The organism is Streptomyces sp. CG 926 (genome assembly GCF_003148825.1).
Taxonomy (GTDB): domain Bacteria; phylum Actinomycetota; class Actinomycetes; order Streptomycetales; family Streptomycetaceae; genus Streptomyces.
The window spans coordinates 57,678-75,901 of sequence record NZ_QGGZ01000009.1 but is presented as its reverse complement, the minus strand read 5'-3'; the positions used below and the strand labels follow the sequence as shown (position 1 = coordinate 75,901).

Annotated in this window: 16 protein-coding genes; 9 read left to right on the top strand and 7 right to left on the bottom strand. The window is 70.9% G+C overall.

The genetic code is table 11. The annotated features are described in order from the left end of the window. Positions 1–48: 48 nt before the first annotated feature. Both BCL76_RS23685 and BCL76_RS23680 read right to left on the bottom strand, forming a co-directional pair. Complete coding sequence (locus BCL76_RS23685; protein ID WP_109781448.1) at positions 49–738, bottom strand: glycerophosphodiester phosphodiesterase; 690 nt, start codon at positions 736–738, stop codon at positions 49–51. 36 nt (positions 739–774) lie between these two features. After that, on the bottom strand, positions 775–1,800 hold the full coding sequence (locus BCL76_RS23680; RefSeq protein WP_109781447.1) for an adenosine deaminase: 1,026 nt from the start codon (positions 1,798–1,800) through the stop codon (positions 775–777). Between the two features lie 110 nt (positions 1,801–1,910). On the opposite strand from BCL76_RS23680, the gene BCL76_RS39095 reads away from it, so the two are divergent. After that, positions 1,911–2,627 (top strand): DUF4190 domain-containing protein, encoded by a 717-nt coding sequence (locus tag BCL76_RS39095; RefSeq protein WP_109781446.1) that lies wholly within the window; start codon positions 1,911–1,913, stop codon positions 2,625–2,627. A gap of 12 nt (positions 2,628–2,639) precedes the next feature. Here BCL76_RS39095 and BCL76_RS23670 read toward each other — a convergent pair whose 3' ends face one another. The 3 genes from BCL76_RS23670 to BCL76_RS23660 all read right to left on the bottom strand — a co-directional run bounded on the left by BCL76_RS23670 (position 2,640) and on the right by BCL76_RS23660 (position 5,677). Next, on the bottom strand, positions 2,640–4,229 hold the full coding sequence (locus tag BCL76_RS23670) for a TROVE domain-containing protein (RefSeq protein WP_109781445.1): 1,590 nt from the start codon (positions 4,227–4,229) through the stop codon (positions 2,640–2,642). 483 nt (positions 4,230–4,712) lie between these two features. Continuing rightward, the gene (locus BCL76_RS23665) at positions 4,713–5,126 is read right to left on the bottom strand and encodes an NUDIX domain-containing protein (RefSeq protein ID WP_181382688.1); all 414 of its coding nucleotides are present in this window, start codon (positions 5,124–5,126) and stop codon (positions 4,713–4,715) included. Continuing rightward, entirely contained in the window at positions 5,123–5,677 is a 555-nt protein-coding gene (locus tag BCL76_RS23660; RefSeq protein WP_109781444.1) for an NADAR family protein, read from the bottom strand. The genes BCL76_RS23665 and BCL76_RS23660 overlap by 4 nt, the downstream gene beginning before the upstream one ends. A gap of 194 nt (positions 5,678–5,871) precedes the next feature. Here BCL76_RS23660 and BCL76_RS23655 point away from each other — a divergent pair, with 194 nt between their 5' ends. The 8 genes from BCL76_RS23655 to BCL76_RS23620 all read left to right on the top strand — a co-directional run bounded on the left by BCL76_RS23655 (position 5,872) and on the right by BCL76_RS23620 (position 15,763). Then, complete coding sequence (locus tag BCL76_RS23655; protein WP_109781443.1) at positions 5,872–7,389, top strand: gamma-aminobutyraldehyde dehydrogenase; 1,518 nt, start codon at positions 5,872–5,874, stop codon at positions 7,387–7,389. A 69-nt stretch (positions 7,390–7,458) separates the two neighbouring features. Then, positions 7,459–8,709 (top strand): polyamine ABC transporter substrate-binding protein, encoded by a 1,251-nt coding sequence (locus tag BCL76_RS23650; protein WP_109781442.1) that lies wholly within the window; start codon positions 7,459–7,461, stop codon positions 8,707–8,709. A 130-nt stretch (positions 8,710–8,839) separates the two neighbouring features. Continuing rightward, positions 8,840–10,012, top strand: a complete 1,173-nt coding sequence (locus BCL76_RS23645) for an ABC transporter ATP-binding protein (RefSeq protein WP_109781441.1) — start codon at positions 8,840–8,842, stop codon at positions 10,010–10,012. Beyond that, positions 10,009–10,947, top strand: coding sequence for an ABC transporter permease (locus BCL76_RS23640; RefSeq protein WP_375137958.1), 939 nt, complete (start codon positions 10,009–10,011; stop codon positions 10,945–10,947). Before BCL76_RS23645 ends, BCL76_RS23640 begins: the two co-directional genes overlap by 4 nt. Continuing rightward, positions 10,947–11,753, top strand: a complete 807-nt coding sequence (locus tag BCL76_RS23635) for an ABC transporter permease (protein ID WP_030718627.1) — start codon at positions 10,947–10,949, stop codon at positions 11,751–11,753. The genes BCL76_RS23640 and BCL76_RS23635 overlap by 1 nt, the downstream gene beginning before the upstream one ends. Before the next feature lie 42 nt (positions 11,754–11,795). Further along, complete coding sequence (locus tag BCL76_RS23630; RefSeq protein WP_109781440.1) at positions 11,796–13,214, top strand: NAD(P)/FAD-dependent oxidoreductase; 1,419 nt, start codon at positions 11,796–11,798, stop codon at positions 13,212–13,214. Between the two features lie 184 nt (positions 13,215–13,398). Then, the gene (locus BCL76_RS23625; protein ID WP_181382687.1) at positions 13,399–13,887 is read left to right on the top strand and encodes a hypothetical protein; all 489 of its coding nucleotides are present in this window, start codon (positions 13,399–13,401) and stop codon (positions 13,885–13,887) included. Between the two features lie 112 nt (positions 13,888–13,999). Continuing rightward, entirely contained in the window at positions 14,000–15,763 is a 1,764-nt protein-coding gene (locus tag BCL76_RS23620) for a chitinase (RefSeq protein ID WP_375137964.1), read from the top strand. On the opposite strand, the gene BCL76_RS23615 is transcribed toward BCL76_RS23620, so the two are convergent. After that, positions 15,748–16,293, bottom strand: coding sequence for a phosphatase PAP2 family protein (locus tag BCL76_RS23615; RefSeq protein ID WP_309136864.1), 546 nt, complete (start codon positions 16,291–16,293; stop codon positions 15,748–15,750). The genes BCL76_RS23620 and BCL76_RS23615 overlap by 16 nt on opposite strands. Positions 16,294–16,687: 394 nt before the next feature. Next, on the bottom strand, positions 16,688–18,034 hold the full coding sequence (gene gabT, locus BCL76_RS23610; protein WP_109781437.1) for a 4-aminobutyrate--2-oxoglutarate transaminase: 1,347 nt from the start codon (positions 18,032–18,034) through the stop codon (positions 16,688–16,690). Between the last annotated feature and the right edge of the window lie 190 nt (positions 18,035–18,224).

The window sequence follows — 18,224 nt, the reverse complement described above, 5'->3', positions numbered from 1 at the left end:
CCTGCCACCGCGGATCGGCGTCGCGGATGCCGTCGCGGAAGGCCCGTATCACCGCCCGAGCCCGGCCCGCACGGCCGCCAGCGCGTCCAGTCGGTTCGTGGTGATCGAGTCGACCCCCGCCGCGACGAGGCACTTCATCGTCCGCCTCGTGTCGGCGGTCCACGCCGACACCAGCAGGCCGTCCCGGTGGAGCGCGTCCACCAACTCCCGGCTCACCAGCCCGAAGCGGTAGTTGAGCCAGCGCGGCGCCATGGCGTCGATCAGCGCCCGCCGCGGCGGCGAGAGCGAGGTCCAGGTCAACGCGATCTCCGCGCCCGGATCGGCGGCCCGGACCGCCAGCATGGTGTTCGGTCCCGCGCAGTAGTACGTGCGCTCGCGCGCCCCGCACTCGCGGACCTCGCCCACGACGATGCGTACCGCCTCGGGCGTGGCGCCGGGCAGGTCGATCATCAGCCGGCCCGCCCCGGCGACCGTCAGGGCGTCGCGCAGCGTGGGGACTCCGCCCGCCGTCAGCCCCTTCAGCTGCGGGGCCGTGACGTCGTCGAGGCGTACGTCATGGCCCCACAGCCGCTGGAGCGTCTCGTCGTGGAGCAGGACCGGCACCCCGTCCCGGGTCAGCCGTACGTCGATCTCGACGGCGTCCGCCCCGCGCGCGAACGCGGACCGGATCGAGGCCAGGGTGTTCTCACGGACACGGTAGGGATCGCCGCGGTGGCCGACGGCAGTCAGAGTGCTCATGTCCCCATTCTCAGGGGAGCAGTTGTCGGGGCGGGGTCAGCGCGCGAGCCATTCGTCGGTGTACGTGTCGATCTCCGCGTTCAGCTCCGCCTTGCCGGCCGGGTCCAGGAAGGAGGCCTCGACGGCGTTCTTGGCGAGCTGGGCGAGCCCGCGCTCGTCGAGGTCGAGGAGGCGGGCGGCCACCGCGTACTCGTTGTTGAGGTCGGAGCCGAACATCGGCGGGTCGTCGCTGTTGATGGTGACGAGCACGCCCGCCGCGACCATCTCCTTGACCGGGTGCCGGTCGAGGTCGGTCACCGCGCGGGTGGCGATGTTGGAGGTCGGGCAGACCTCCAGCGCGATCCGGTGCTCGGCGAGGTACGCGAGCAGCTCCGGGTCCTGGGTGGCGCTGGTGCCGTGGCCGATGCGCTCGGCGCCGAGCTCGCGGATGGCGTCCCAGATCGTCTCCGGGCCGGTGGTCTCGCCGGCGTGCGGGACGCTACGCAGACCGGCGGCGCGGGCGGCGTCGAAGTACGGCTTGAACTGCGGGCGCGGGACGCCGATCTCGGGGCCGCCGAGGCCGAAGGAGACCAGGCCCTCGGGGCGCAGGTCGACGGCGAGCCGGGCGGTCTCGGCGGCGGCCTCCAGGCCGGCCTCGCCGGGGATGTCGAAGCACCAGCGCAGGATGACGCCGAGTTCGCTCTCGGCGGCCCGGCGGGCGTCCTCGATGGCCTCCATGAAGGCCTTCTCGTCGATGCCGCGGCGGGTGGAGGAGTACGGCGTGATGGTCAGCTCGGCGTAGCGGATGTTCTGCCGGGCCATGTCGCGGGCGACTTCGAAGGTGAGGGTGCGCACGTCGTCCGGGGTGCGGACCAGGTCGACCACCGACAGGTAGACCTCGATGAAGTGCGCGAAGTCGGTGAAGACGAAGTAGTCGGCGAGGGCCTCGGGGTCGGTGGGGACCTTCGAGTCGGGGTGCCGGGAGGCGAGCTCGGCCACGATGCGCGGGGATGCCGAGCCGACGTGGTGGACGTGGAGTTCGGCCTTGGGCAGCCCCGCGATGAAGGGGTGCAGGTCGGTCATGGGGGTGCCTCCGGGAGGACGCGGGTGCGGGCAGGTCGGGATTCATCGTAGGCACGCCCGTGACTGTCGGTGTCAGCGCTTAGCATGGCTGTACGAGAGGGGGGCGCCGTATGACCGACAGCAGTCCCGAGCCGCGAGACCCGTGGGCGCCGCCGGAGCGGCCGGCGGTCGAGCTGGGCAAGCCGCAGGACGGGCAGGGCACGCCGGGCGTGTCGGGCCCGCCGTCCGTGCACGATCAGCCGACGCTCGCCGGGATGCCGGGTGACCAGTTCACCCCGCCCACCTCGGCCCCGGCCCAGATACCGACGCCGACGCCGACGCCGACACCCATGCCGATGACCGGGCCGCCCGCGTCCGCGGCCTACGGGTATCCGGCCCAGCCCGGCTACGGGTACCCCGGCGACGCGGGCTACCCGGGGCAGCCCGGCCACCCCGGGCAGGCCGGCCACCCCGGGTATCCCGGATACCCGGGATACCCCGGCCAGGGTGCGTACCCGCCCTACGGGGTGCAGCGCAGCAACGGCTTCGGTATCGCCGCGCTCGTCCTCGGGATACTCGCGGTCATCGGTTGCATCACCAGCTTCTTCGCCGTGGCACTCGGCATAGCCGCGGTCGTCTTCGGCACCCTGGGCCGCGGCAAGGCGAGCCGTGGCGAGGCCGACAACGGCGGGATGGCCCTCGCCGGCATCATCTTGGGCGCGATCGGCATCCTGCTGGGCGCCCTGATGATCGCGGTCATGTTCATCGGACTCATGGACCGGGACGCCGAGGACGACTCGCCCTACGACAGCCCCTACGGCAACTCGCAGGTACGCGAGAAGGTCTGAGCGGTCCGAGCCTCAGGAGGCCCACGGCCAGTGGGCGTCCCGGCCGGACTCGATCAGGGACACCATCCGGAAGGCTCCGTCGGTGAGACCGCCGAAGGTGTGCCGGTTCGCGGTACCGGAGGGCGCGTGCCCCACCCGGTAGCCGGCCAGGTTCCAGGTGTAGACCGGAATCGTCGTCGGTACCTCGGCGGTCGGATCGCCGCCGTGGCCGTGCGCGGCCACCTGCTCGTCGGTGACGATCAACACCCGGTCGTGGCCCCGGTAGTGCTGCTTCACCGCCTCGGCCGTACAGGTCCCGCCGAGGTGCCCGAACCGCTCCAGCACCTTCAGCACCGACTCGCCGCGGTCGTGGCGGACCGCCGCGCTGGTCGTACCGAACTGCACCAGATCGGCCTGATCGGCCCGCAGCGCCAACGCCGTACCGAAAATGGCCGCGGCGTCCGCCCGGTTGAGCTCGGAGCGGTCCGACAGCCGGGACCACATCGACCCGGACCGGTCGACGAGGACCAGCGTCCGGCCCGGCAGCGCCGGTACGTCGGCCAACGAGTGGCCGAGCGCCTGCTCCAGCGGGTACGACCAGCGCAGCGAGGGCGCGTGCTGGTAGGCGGCCAGGTAGCGGAAGGGGAACTGCCGGGACCGGGCGACGACCTCCGGGTCGCAGATCCTCGCCGCGACCCGCGCGGCCACCGCGTCCGAGACCCCGGCCCGGTCGAAGTTGCGCAGGTTGCGCAGCAGCGCCATCACGCCCATGGACGGGATGACCGCCTCCCAGGCGGCCGCGTCCATCGGCCCCTGCAGCCAGCCGGCCAACGACTCCCAGGTCATGCCCGCAGCCTCCAGCCGCTCGGCCCCGTCCGGGGCGAGGACCACGGCACGCCGTTCGGCGACCGGCAGCTCCATCAGCGCCCGGTGCGCGACCAGGGTGCGGTTGCCCGCCGGGACCTGCGCCTCCTGCGGGTTGTGCCTGCGGTCCAGGGCGTGGCGGAACAGCTCGCCCTGCCACGGCTTGGCCGGGTCGGGGGAGGCGTGCACGAGGTTCAGGACGTCGCCGAAGCGGTAGCCCTTGGAGTCGGTGTCGTACTTCAGGAGCGAGGCGGCGCAGTAGAGCCGGCGTACCGCGTCGGCGATACCGCGCTTGACGGGCTTGGGCACGTTGCGCCCGTAGGTCGCCGTCCAGTACGCCAGCAGCTCACCGGGCTCGTCCGCGCGCCGCAGCACGGAGTCGACCACCTGACGGTTCGAAGGCCCCTCGGTGGCGCCCGCCTCCAGCCGCGCCTTCACGTACTCGGCCGCGCCGACGAGCGAGGCGGTCCGCATGTTCGCGTCCCCGCGGAGCCAGCCCAGCAGGCCGGCCGTCCACGCGGGATCCTCGACGGCGAGCGTGCGCACGAGCGCCGCGAACCGGTCGTCGCGCGCCCCACCACCCTCGTACGCGGTCCGCTGCGTCACGAAGTTGGCGACGGCGAGCAGGAACAGCTCGGAGCGCGGGTCGCGCAGGTGGCCCGGGCCGCCCTGAGCGGTGCGGGCGACTCCGGCGGACCGGACCGGCGAAGTGGGGCCGGCGGGCGCCGACTTGACGGCGCGCAGGTTGAAGCGAGACATGAGAATCCCCCCGAATTCGATGGAAGCGGGGGAGGCGTTGCGTGAGGGATGCCCGAGATCGGGAGTCGGCGGCGGACTTTATGCCCGACGAGCTACCTGGCTGCTCCACCGGCCCGTTCCCTTGCGGGTGACGAGCCGGGTGGGATTCGAACCCACGACCTCCGGGTCCCCAGAAGTAACCGTCGCCTGCGCACCGGGCATCCCCCACGCGGGCCTCCCGAGATCAAGGTGGCGGCGGCCTGTGGTTCTCTGCAAAAGAAGGAGCCGCAGCCTGCGCACCGGGAGGTGCGTGACGTAGGTGTCCAGAGAACAACGTCGGCGAGACCATGCGGTGCTCTACCAGCTGAGCTACACCGGCCGGAGCCGGCGACGGGATTCGAACCCGCGGCAGTCGAAGTAGGTCTCCCCTGCGCACCTGGACGAGCATCACGTTAGGGGGCCCGTCCTGGGCGCCGCCACGCATTTACCTCGGACCCGCGTACGTCAGACCCGCGCCGCCGAGAGCAGGGTGGGCACCATGACCTCGGGGCCGTCGACCGCGCGCGACAGCGGCACCCACACGAGCCCCACCATCCGCGGGCAGTCGCAACGGAGGTCCGCGTCGACGCCGAGGACCGGTTCGCCGGGCTCGACCTCCACGCGGAAGCACGAGGTCAGGCCCGACGGGTAGGGGGCTTCGTACGCGTACCGCACCCCCAGGGCGCGCAGGCCGGTCTCCTCGGCGACCTCCCGCCGGACCGCGTCCTCGGGCTCCTCGCCCGCCTCCAGGCCGCCACCCGGCAGCGTCCAGTACTCCGGCCCGTCATGCCGGCCCGTGGGGCCCAGGCCGCGCTCGCGCACCATCAGTACGCAGCCGTCCCGGACGATCACGGCGGCGACCCGGCGCCGCTCCGTCACGCCCCGTCCTGCCGGAGCCGCTCCCGGGCCTCCATCAGTGCGAAGCCCAGCAGGTTCAGCCCGCGCCAGCGTGCCGGGTCCAGGGCGCGCTCGTCGTCGGCCGCGAGTCCGATGCCCCAGATCCGGTCCATCGGGCTCGCCTCCACCAGCACCCGCTGCCCGGTACCCAGCAGGTACCCGCTCAGCGCCGGGTCCGAGCCGAACTTGTGCACGCTGCCCTCCACCACCAGGGCGAACCGCTCGCGCTCCCATATCTCGTTGTCGAAGCCGCGCACGAGGCGTCCGACCTTCTTCGCGGCCGCCGGGCTCTTCGCGTCCACCGCGGCCCGCTCCGCCTCGGCGTCGCCGAAGAGCCGGGCCTTGCCGGCCATCATCCAGTGCTCCGCGGTCGCATATCGGACGTCACCGACAGTGAAAGAAGCGGGCCACCACTGGCTCAGGCAGCTGGGACCGAGCCTGCCGTCCGGCTGCGGGCGGTGCCCCCAGAACGGCAGGTACTTCACCCGCTCACCACGGCTGACCTGCTTGATCAGTTCGTCGATCATCTCCATGCACGCGAGTCTGGCAGTCGCCACTGACACTTCGTACGGGATTTTCGGTGTGCCTCGACACATGGTCGACCGATTCCGTCGCGTAATCAAAGAGCAACAACGGAATCACTTGGCCGAGGGCATCACCTCTGCCAGGATCGGCACTCAATTCGAGCTGTAGCTCGAACTGTAGCTACGGAGAGCGTGAGAGCGTTATGGGCAACCGCTTCCAGGTCGAAGACCGCTTCGCAGGCGGCGCGCAGTACATCGACGGGCACCTGAGGCCCGGCACCTCCGGACAGTCACACACCGTGATCGACCCGGCCACCGGCGACGAGGTCCTGACCTACGAGCTCGCGAGCACCGCGGACGTCGACGACGCCGTCGCCGCCGCCAAGAGGGCCTTCCCGGGCTGGTCCGGCGCCACCCCGGGCGAGCGTTCGGACGCCCTGCACAAGCTGGCCGCCGTACTGGCCGAGCAGGCGGAGGACTTCGCGTACGCCGAGTCCCTCCAGTGCGGCAAGCCGATCAAGCTGTCCACGGAGTTCGACGTACCGGGGACCATCGACAACACGGCCTTCTTCGCGGGCGCCGCCCGGCACCTCCAGGGGCAGGCGGCCGCCGAGTACTCGGGCGACCACACCTCGTACGTACGCCGTGAGGCCATCGGGGTCGTCGGCTCGATCGCACCCTGGAACTATCCGCTCCAGATGGCCGCTTGGAAGATCCTTCCGGCGATCGCCGCGGGCAACACGATCGTCCTCAAGCCCGCCGAGCTGACCCCGCTGACCTCCCTGATGTTCGCTCAGGCGGCCAAGGAAGCGGGTCTGCCCGACGGCGTGATCAACATCGTCAACGGCGCCGGCCGGGAAGCAGGCGAGCACCTCGTGGGCCACCCCGACGTGGTGATGACCTCCTTCACCGGCTCCACCGCCGTCGGCAAGCGGGTCGCCGAGATCGCCACCGCCACCGTCAAGCGGCTCCACCTGGAGCTCGGCGGCAAGGCCCCCTTCCTCGTCTTCGACGACGCCGACCTGGAGGCGGCCGCGCACGGCGCCGTCGCCGCCTCCCTCATCAACACCGGCCAGGACTGCACCGCCGCCACCCGCGCCTACGTCCAGCGCCCCCTGCACGACGCCTTCGTCGCCCGGGTGGCCGAGCTGATGGAGAGCGTCCGCCTCGGGGACCCCTTCGCGCCCACCACCGACCTCGGCCCGCTGGTCTCGCACGCCCAGCGCGACCGGGTCGCCGGCTTCGTCGAGCGCGCCCGCGGCTACGCCACCGTCGTCACCGGCGGCGAGATCCCGGGCGGCGACCTGGCCGAGGGCGCGTACTACCGGCCCACCCTCATCGCCGGCGCGGCCCAGGACAGCGAGGTCGTCCAGTCCGAGATCTTCGGACCGGTCCTCGTCGTCCTGCCCTTCGACACCGACGACGAGGGGCTGGCGCTGGCCAACGACACCCCGTACGGACTCGCCGCCTCCGCCTGGAGCCGCGACCTCTACCGGGCGAACCGGGCCACCCGCGAGATCAAGGCGGGCTGCGTCTGGGTCAACGACCACATTCCGATCATCAGCGAGATGCCCCACGGGGGCTACAAGGCCAGCGGCTTCGGAAAGGACATGTCGACCTACTCCTTCGAGGAGTACACGCAGGTCAAGCACGTGATGTACGACAACACCGCGGTCGCCGAGAAGGACTGGCACCGCACGATCTTCGGGGACCGTCCGTAACCACCCGCGGCCGCCGCCGCATGGGCCCACCGCCTGACCAGCGGTACACCTCCCGAAAGGGCACAGCGCATGGAGCAGTTCGAGCCCGACCGCCTCTCGGCGGCGCAACTCGCCGCGATGCGGCGCAGCCTCACCAGCGGGCGCGGCGCCCTCACCCGCCGCTCGTTGCTGCGCGCCTCCGGAGTCGGAGCGCTCACCCTCGGAGGGCTGTCCGCACTCACCGCGTGCGGGATCCCGCCCGCCAAACGTGAGGGCGACGCGGCCGCGGCCTCCGACGACCGCTCGGCCCAGGAGAAGGAGATCAACTTCTCCAACTGGACCGAGTACATGGACACCAGCGAGGACGAGAAGAGCCGTCCCACGCTGGAGGAGTTCACCAAGCGGACCGGCATCAAGGTCAAGTACACCGAGGACATCAACGACAACGTCGAGTTCTTCGGCAAGATCCGCCCCCAGCTCGCGGCCGGCCAGGACACCGGCCGCGACCTGATCGTCGTCACCGACTGGTTGGCCGCCCGCATCATCCGCCTCGGCTGGGCACAGAAGCTGGACCCCGCGCACCTCCCGCACGCCTACGCCAACCTGATCCCGCAGTTCCGCAGCCCCGACTGGGACCCGGGCCGCTCCTACAGCTACCCCTGGACCGGCATCGACACCGTCATCGCCTACAACGAGAAGGCGACCGGCGGGAAGAAGGTCGACTCCGTCACCCAGCTGCTCGACGACCCCTCCCTCAAGGGCCGCGTCGGCTTCCTCACCGAGATGCGCGACACCGTCGGCATGACCCTGCTCGACCAGGGCAAGAACCCGGCGACCTTCACCACAGCAGACTTCGACGAGGCCGTCGGCCGGCTCCAGAAGGGCGTGGACAAGAACCAGATCCGCCGCTTCACCGGCAACGACTACACGTCCGACCTGGACAAGGGCGACCTCGCCGCCTGCCTCGCCTGGGCCGGGGACATCATCCAGCTCCAGGCCGGCAACCCGGACATCAAGTACGCCATCCCCGCCCCCGGATACATCACCTCCAGCGACAACCTGCTGGTCCCCGCCAAGGCCCGGCACAAGGCCAACGCGGAGAAGCTCATCGACTTCTACTACGAGCCCGAGATCGCCGCCCAGCTGGCCGCGTACATCAGCTACGTCTGCCCGGTCGAGGGCGTCAAGGACGAACTGGCCAAGATCGATCCCGCGCTCGCGGACAACCCCCTGATCGTCCCGGACAAGGCGATGGCCGCCAAGGCCCACGCCTTCCGCTCCCTCACCAGCGAGGAAGAGACGGCGTACGAGGAGAAGTTCGCCAAGCTCATCGGCGCCTGACGCACGCCTCGCGGCGAGCCGATCCCACCGGACCGCGACCCCGACCGCCGGACCCCTCCGGCGGCCCCGCCGGCCCCGCCGGCTCCGCCGAGCCTTCGCCCCCTTGCCCCACCCAACCCCGGGACCATCCATGACTGACAAGACCGCGGGCGGCGACGTCCGCCTCTCCGGGATCAGCAAGCACTACGGCACCTTCACCGCCGTGCACCCGCTGGATCTCACCATTCCCCAGGGCTCCTTCTTCGCCCTGCTCGGCGCCTCGGGCTGCGGGAAGACCACCACCCTGCGCATGATCGCCGGCCTGGAGGAGCCCTCCACCGGCACGGTGCACCTCGGCGACCGGGACGTCACCGACCTGCAGCCGTACAAGCGCCCGGTCAACACGGTCTTCCAGAGCTACGCGCTCTTCCCGCACCTGAGCATCTTCGAGAACGTCGCCTTCGGACTGCGCCGCCGCGGCGTCAAGTCGGTCAAGAAGCAGGTCGACGACATGCTGGAGCTGGTCCAGCTCGGCCAGTTCGCCCAGCGCAAGCCGCACCAGCTCTCAGGCGGCCAGCAGCAGCGCGTCGCCGTCGCCCGCGCCCTGATCAACCACCCACAGGTGCTGCTCCTCGACGAGCCGCTCGGCGCCCTCGACCTGAAGCTGCGCCGCCAGATGCAGCTGGAGCTCAAGCGGATCCAGACCGAGGTCGGCATCACCTTCGTGCACGTCACGCATGACCAGGAGGAGGCCATGACCATGGCCGACACGGTCGCCGTGATGAACGGCGGTCGCGTCGAGCAGTTGGGCGCCCCCGCCGAGTTGTACGAGAACCCGGGTACCACCTTCGTCGCCAACTTCCTCGGCACCTCGAACCTGATCGAGGCCACCGTGGAGACCGCCGGCACCGGAGCCGCCGCCGGCTCCGGGTCCGAGATAGTCGTCTCCGCCGCCGGCTCCACGCTGCGCCTGCCGGCCGCGCGATGTTCGACCACGCCCCGCACCGGCGGAAAGCTCCTGGTCGGCGTCCGCCCCGAGAAGATCTCCCTGGTCCACGCGGACGAGGAGGACACCATCGCGGCCGGCCGCAACAAGGTCCCGGGCCGGATCGCCGCCTCCTCCTTCATCGGCGTCTCCACCCAGTACGTCATCGACAGCCAGGTCTGCCCCGAGCTGGAGGTGTACGTCCAGAACATAGACAGGGACGCCCGCCTGGCACCGGGCGCCGAGGTGATCCTGCACTGGAGCCCGGAGCACACCTTCGGGCTGGACGCCGACCAGGACATCGACGCGGGCATCGAGACGGTCGAGGAGAGCGTGTGAGCGGCTCCGTGGTGGAGACGGCGCCGCCCCAGGCGCCCGCCCCCACCGAACCCCCGGTCCACAAGCCGTCCCTGCGCAAGCGGCTGATCCCGTACTGGCTGCTGCTCCCCGGCATCCTGTGGCTGCTGGTCTTCTTCGTCCTGCCGATGATCTACCAGGCCTCCACCTCGGTGCAGACCGGCTCCCTCGAAGAGGGCTTCCAGGTCACCTGGCACTTCGGGACCTACTGGGACGCCTTCACCGAGTACTACCCGCAGTTCCTGCGCTCCCTGCTCTACGCGGGCACCGCCACCGCGCTGTGCCTGCTCCTCGGCTACCCGCTGGCCTACCTGATCGCCTTCAAGGCGGGCCGCTGGCGCAACCTGCTGCTGGTCCTGGTCATCGCCCCGTTCTTCACCAGCTTCCTGATCCGCACCCTCGCCTGGAAGACGATCCTGGCCGACGGCGGACCGGTCGTCGGCGTCCTCAACAGCGTCGGCTTCCTCGACGTCACCAGCTGGCTGGGCATGACCGAGGGGGACCGGGTGCTGGCCACGCCGCTCGCGGTGGTCTGCGGTCTGACGTACAACTTCCTCCCCTTCATGATCCTGCCGCTGTACTCCTCGCTGGAGCGCATCGACACCCGGCTCCACGAAGCGGCCGGCGACCTGTACGCCCGCCCCGCCACGGTCTTCCGGAAGGTGACCTTCCCGCTCTCGATGCCGGGCGTGGTCTCCGGAACCCTGCTCACCTTCATCCCGGCGAGCGGCGACTACGTGAACGCCGAACTGCTCGGGTCCACGGACACCCGGATGATCGGCAGCGTCATCCAGTCGCAGTACCTGCGGATCCTCGACTACCCGACGGCGGCCGCGCTGTCCTTCATTCTCATGGCGATCGTGCTGATCATGGTCACCATCTACATCCGCCGAGCGGGGACGGAGGACCTGGTCTGATGCGTAATCCCCTCACCTGGCTCCGGCGCAACCTGGTCGTCATCGCGGGCCTCGGCACGCTCGCGTACATGATCCTGCCGAACGTCGTCGTGACCGTCTTCTCCTTCAACAATCCCACCGGGCGGTTCAACTACGCCTGGCAGGAGTTCTCCCTCGACGCGTGGAAGGACCCCTGCGGGGTCGCCGACATGTGCGGGTCGCTGTCCCTCTCGCTCCAGATCGCGCTGTGGTCCACCCTGGTGGCGACCGCGCTGGGCACCGCGATCGCCTTCGCGCTCGTGCGCTACCGCTTCCGGGCGCGCGGCGCGGTCAACTCGCTGATCTTCCTGCCCATGGCCATGCCCGAGATCGTGATGGCGGCCTCGCTGCTCGCGCTCTTCCTCAACATGGGCATCCAGCTGGGCTTCTGGACGATCCTGATAGCCCACATCATGTTCTGCCTCAGCTTCGTCGTCGCCGCCGTCAAGGCGCGTGTCCTGTCCATGGACCCACGGCTGGAGGAGGCCGCCCGCGACCTCTACGCCGGCCCGGTGCAGACCTTCGTACGGGTCACCCTGCCGATCGCGGCACCCGGTATCGCGGCGGGCGCGCTGCTCTCCTTCGCGCTCTCCTTCGACGACTTCATCATCACCAACTTCAACTCGGGCAACACCGTCACCTTCCCCATGTTCGTGTGGGGCTCGGCCCAGCGCGGTACGCCCGTGCAGATCAACGTCATCGGTACGGCGATGTTCGTCATCGCGGTGCTGGTGGTCCTGGCCGGCCAGATGGTCGGCAACCGCCGCAAGAAGGCACAACCGAAGTAATTCGGGAAAGCACGTCATCAGTTCCGTAGGGAGTTGGAAGACATGGCCCCAGTCGCCATGCGTAGTGTTGCGAAATCCCTTTCCGAAGCGAAGCCCGTCTCGTACTGGCTGGACGACCCCGGCAAGCCGGCCCCCGAGCCGGCGCTGACCTCCGACGAGCGCTGCGACCTGCTGGTCGTCGGCGGCGGCTACAGCGGACTGTGGACCGCGCTGATCGCCAAGGAGCGCGACCCCGGGCGGGACGTCGTACTGATCGAGAGCAAGGAGGCGGGCTGGGCCGCCTCCGGCCGCAACGGCGGATTCTGCGCCGCCTCCCTCACCCACGGCCTCAGCAACGGAATGGCCCGCTGGCCCGGCGAGCTGGCGAAGCTGGAGGAGATGGGCGCCCGCAACCTCGACGCCATCGAGGAGGCCGTCGCCCGCTACGGCATCGACTGCGACTTCGAACGGACCGGCGAGATCGACGTCGCCACCGAACCGCACCAGGTCGAGGAGCTGCGCGAACTGCACGAGGAGGCACTGCGCCTGGGCCTCGCGGACGGCTCGGAGTGGCTGGACGGCGAGGCGGTGCGCGCCGAGGTCGACTCGCCGACCTTCCTCGCCGGCCTCTGGGACCGCGAGGGCGTCGCCATGCTCAACCCGGCGAAGCTGGCCTGGGGCCTCAAGCGGGCCTGCCTGGAGCTCGGGGTGCGGATCTACGAGAACACCCGCGGCCTGAAGCTGGCCGCTGCCGGCTCCGGGATGACCGTGACGACCCCCTACGGCACGATCCTCGCGCGCCGGGTCGCCCTCGGCACGAACATCTTCCCCTCGCTGGTCCGCCGGGTCCGCCCGTTCACCGTGCCGGTCTACGACTACGCGCTGATGAGCGAGCCGCTCGACGAGACCCAACTGGCCGCGATCGGCTGGAAGCGGCGGCAGGGGCTCGGCGACAGCGCCAACCAGTTCCACTACTTCCGGATCACCCGCGACAACCGGATCCTGTGGGGCGGCTACGACGCGATCTATCCCTACCGGGGGAAGCTCGACTCCGAGTACGACCACCGCCCCGAGACCTACCTCAAGCTCGCGGAGCACTTCTTCACCGCCTTCCCGCAGTTGGAGGGCCTGAAGTTCAGTCACGCCTGGGGCGGCGCCATCGACACCTGCTCGCGCTTCTCCGCCTTCTTCGGCACCGCGCACTCCGGGAAGGTGGCCTACGCGGCCGGCTACACCGGGCTCGGCGTGGGCGCCACCCGGTTCGGGGCGGAGGTGATGCTCGACCTGCTGGACGGGCTCTCCACCGAGCGCACGAAGCTGGAGATGGTGAAGTCCAAGCCGATGCCGTTCCCGCCCGAGCCCTTCGCCTGGACCGGGATCGCGCTCACCAAGTGGTCGCTGGCCCGCGCGGACGCCCGGGGCGGACACCGGAACCTGTGGCTGAAGGCGATGGACAAGCTCGGCCTCGGCTTCGACAGCTAGCCGCGCCCGGCCGGCCGCGACCCCGGCGCAGCGCACGCCCCCGGCCGCACGCCCCGGCGCGGACCGCCCGTGACCGTGTGACCTGATTCACTACCATGGAGTAACGAAACCCGCGTCATACCCGAGCCCGGCCCCGCTCTCTCCAGGTGAGAACCCCTCACCTACAGGGAACGGAGGCCGGGCGATGACGATCCCGGGGGCCAAGACGGCGGTGGAATGGCTGGTATCGGCGGCGCCGGATCCGGACGCCTGCCGGTGGGAGTGGGAGCGCAACCCCCTCGGGGTCGCCCTGCTGCCCGCCGGCCGCCGCTGGGACGTGCTGATCCTGCCCGGGGAGTTGGGGCGGCCCACCCTCGACGTGCTCCGCCTGATCCTCGACCGGCCCGGGCCGGTGCTCGCCGACTTCGGGGCCACGCCGCGGAGCCACGCATCGATGCCGAGGCTCGGCTTCTTCGTGCCCGCGGGGACGGCGTCGCGGTGGCTCGGCACGGGTGTACGGGGTGCCGGGAGCGGGAGTTGGGTCGTCGTCCCGTATCCCGGCCGGGCGGCCGGCGGGGTCCGCTGGCTGGTGCTCCCGGACGGCGAGGGGACGCTCACCGACCCGGCGGTGCTGGAGCTCGCGATGCACGAGGCGGCCGCGTGCGTGCCGGCGAAGGTGGGCCGGAGGTCTTGACAAGGGTATTGGTCTGGACCATCTTGGGCGCCGCTGACCCCCTCCATCCCCCCATGCCCCGGAGGCAGTTGTGCGCAGAGCCCTACCCCTCCTCACGGCCGCCGCCCTCGCGGTGGCCGGCTTCCTCGCCGCGGGCCCGCCGGCCGCGGCGGCCGACGCCGACCTCGTACGCAACGGCGGCTTCGAGGCCGGCCTCGACGGCTGGAGCTGCTCGGGCGGCAGCGGAGCCGTCGTCGGCGCGCCCGTCCACGGCGGAGGTTCCGCCCTACGGGCCACTCCCGCCGGCCAGGACAACGCCCGCTGCTCCCAGACCGTCACCGTCGCGCCCGACTCCACGTACACGCTCGGCGCGTGGGTGCAGGGCGCGTACGTCTACCTCGGCGCGAGCGGCACCGGCACCACCGACGTGTCGACCTGGACGCAGACGCCCGGAGCGTGGAAGCAGCTGACGACCACCTTCCGCACCGGCCCGTCCACCACCTCGGTGACGGTCTGGACCCACGGCTGGTACGGCCAGAGCGCCCACCTCACCGACGACCTCACCCTGGTCGGCCCGGACCCCGGCGGCCCCGGCGGACCCCAGCTCCCGGCCGCCCCCACCGGCCTGAGCGTCTCCGCCACCTCGTCGACCTCGGTCGCGCTGACCTGGTCGGCGGTGCCCGACGCCACCTCGTACACCGTCCACCGGGACGGCGCGGCGCCGCTGTCCGTCACTTCGGCCTCGGCCACCGTGACCGGCCTCACCGCAGCCACCACCTACACCTTCCGGGTGAGCGCGGTGAACGCGGCGGGCGCCGGTCCGCAGAGCGCGCCCGCCTCGGCGACCACGCCCGGCGGTGGTGGGGGCGGCGGCGGTGGTCTGCCCGCGCACGCGCTCGTCGGCTACCTGCACACGAGCTTCGCCAACGGCTCCGGCTACGTCCGGATGGCCGACGTACCCGCCTCCTGGGACGTCATCAACCTCGCCTTCGGCGAACCCACTTCGGTGACCTCGGGCGACATCCGCTTCCGGCTCTGCCCGGTCGCGGAGTGCCCGAACGTCGAATCCGAGGCCGCGTTCAAGGCGGCCGTCAAGGCCAAGCAGGCGGCCGGCAAGAAGGTGCTGATCTCTATCGGGGGCCAGAACGGCCAGGTCCAGCTCGCGAGCACGGCCGCCCGGGACACCTTCGTCTCCTCCGTCAGCAAGATCATCGACGAGTACGGCCTCGACGGCCTGGACATCGACTTCGAGGGCCACTCCCTGTCCCTGGCCACCGGGGACACCGACTTCCGGGCGCCCACCACCCCGGTGGTCGTGAACCTCATCTCGGCCGTGAAGACCCTCAAGGCCAAGTACGGCCCGGACTTCGTCCTGACCATGGCCCCGGAGACCTTCTTCGTCCAGCTGGGCTACCAGTACTACGGCTCCGGCCCCTGGGGCGGCCAGGACCCGCGCGCCGGCGCGTACCTCCCGGTCATCCACGCCCTGCGCGACGACCTCACGCTCCTCCACGTCCAGGACTACAACTCGGGCTCGATCATGGGCCTCGACAACCAGTACCACTCCATGGGCGGCGCGGACTTCCACATCGCCATGACCGACATGCTGCTCACCGGCTTCCCGGTCGCCGGGAACACCGCGCGCGTTTTCCCCGCCCTGCGCCCGGACCAGGTCGCCATCGGCCTGCCGGCCACGACGAACGCGGGCAACGGTCACACCTCACCGGTCGAGGTGACCAAGGCGCTGAACTGCCTGACGAAGAAGACCGACTGCGGGAGCTACTCGACCCACGGCACCTGGCCGGCCCTGCGCGGCCTGATGACCTGGTCGATCAACTGGGACCGCTTCGGCGGCTGGGAGTTCAGCCGGAACTTCGACGCCTACTTCGGCGGCTGAGCCGGTCGGCCCTTCTCGCCCCGGCGGGCGCGGGCGGCCCACGCCACGCCGAGCAGCAGGGGAGTGCACATCAGCAGGCTGGCCAGTACGTCCAGCGGCCAGTGCCACCCCCGCAGGATCAGGCCGACGGCCGTCGCCCCCGTGAGGACCAGGGCGACGGCCGTCGGCCATGCCCGGCGGGTGTACGGGCGCACGAGCAGGGCCGCGCCGAGGTAGGCGACGGCCGCGGTGGCCGTGTGGCCCGAGGGGAAGTAACCGGTGGCCCAGGGCTCCAGCGGGCCGGGTCGTGCGGTCCACTCCTTGAACGGGATGACCAGGGCCGGCACCAGGGCCATCGCCAGGCCCGCGGCCCCGGCGGCCAGGGCCCGCCCGCGCCGGGCGGCGTAGGCCATGGCCAAGGCGAGCACGGGCACGGCGACCGGGATGTTGCCGAGGTCGGAGAGGCGCTCGGTGACCGAGTCCGGGACGGTGCGCACCAGCGCGCGGCTCAGCGCGTGATCCGGGGCCAGCAGCGGGCCGGAGACCAGCACCTGCCAGGTGACCAGGGAGAAGAGGAGGCCGCAGACCGCGGCGATCAGGAGAGGAGTGGCCAGCCGTCCCGGAACAGGGGGGATGGTTCCGGGACGGCCGCCCGGATCGGGTTGCCGGGCGCCCCGGGGGGTTTGGGGCGAACGGCCGTCCGATCGGTGAGGAGTGTGCGCGAACGCAGGCCCAGTACGGTGCTGGGGAAGCCCAGTACTGGTGTCGCCCCCGGTTTCCCTGGAGCGGGGTGTCTCACTCATCTGCAGAAACCGTACGGCAGCGAAAGGGGGACCGACAGCAGGAACGCGCTCCCGCCATCGGCCCCCCACAGCTTCTTCACAGCGTCCGCCCGTTACCGGCGGTAGGGGCCGGTCGCTGCGTGCGCACGTTCTAGCCGTTCGATCAGATGGCCGTGCCGATGGCCGCGAACGCGGCCTCGATGAGGTCCAGGCCCTCGTTCAGCAGGTCCTCGCCGATGACGATCGGCGGGAGGAAGCGGAGCACGTTGCCGTAGGTGCCACAGGTGAGGACGAGCAGGCCCTCCGCGTGGCAGGCCTTGGCGAGCGCGCCGGCCGCCTCCGGGAACGGGGTCTTGGAGACCGGGTCCTTGACCAGCTCGATCGCGATCATGGCGCCGCGGCCGCGGATGTCGCCGATGATGTCGTACTTCTCCTGCATGGCCGTCAGGCGGGCCTTCATGACGGACTCGATCTTCTTCGCCGCGGCGTTGAGGTCGAGCTCCTTCATGGTCTCGATGGAGCCGAGCGCACCGGCGCAGGCCACCGGGTTACCGCCGTAGGTGCCACCCAGGCCACCCGCGTGCGCGGCGTCCATGATCTCGGCGCGGCCCGTCACGGCGGCGAGCGGCAGACCGCCCGCGATGCCCTTGGCGGTGGTGATCAGGTCCGGGACGATGCCCTCGTCCTCGCACGCGAACCACTGGCCGGTGCGGCAGAAACCGGACTGGATCTCGTCGGCGACGAAGACGATGCCGTTGTCGTTGGCGAACTTCACGAGCGCGGGCAGGAAGCCCTTGGCCGGCTCGATGAAGCCGCCCTCGCCGAGGACCGGCTCGATGATGATCGCGGCGACGTTCTCGGCGCCGATCTGCTTGGTGATCTGGTCGATCGCCTGGGCGGCGGCCTCGGGGCCGCAGTTCTCGGCGCCGGTGGGCCAGCGGTAGCCGTAGGCGACCGGGACGCGGTAGACCTCGGGGGCGAACGGACCGAAGCCCTGCTTGTACGGCATGTTCTTCGCCGTCAGCGCCATGGTGAGGTTCGTACGGCCGTGGTAGCCGTGGTCGAAGACGACGACGGCCTGACGCTTGGTGTACGAACGGGCGATCTTGACGGCGTTCTCGACGGCCTCGGCGCCAGAGTTGAACAGGGCCGACTTCTTCGCGTGGGTGCCCGGGGTCAGCTCGGCGAGGGCCTCGCAGACCTCCACGTAGCCCTCGTACGGGGTGACCATGAAACAGGTGTGGGTGAAGTCGGCGAGCTGCGCGGAGGAGCGGCGCACGACGGCCTCGGCGGAGGCGCCGACCGAGGTCACGGCGATGCCGGAGCCGAAGTCGATCAGACGGTTGCCGTCGACGTCCTCGATGATGCCGCCGCCCGCGCGGGCCGTGAAGACGGGCAGCACGGAGCCCACGCCACCGGCCACGGTCTGCAGGCGGCGGGCCTGCAGCTCCTGCGACTTCGGGCCGGGGATCGCGGTGACGATCTTGCGCTCCTGCGGAACAGCGGTCATAGAGGGCTCCTGGGGGGTGTTTTCGGACGCACTTGTCTCTTTGTCCGCAGGCTAGGCCCGGGAGCGGTGGTCCTGCATGCTCCGTTCGGTAGTGATCACCGCGTGTCCTTGTCCGTGACGGCCATAGGAAGGACGCGGGCACGCGACTTGTGGACGGCACGGCGAAGAGGAGCGCGCGTACGGACCCACG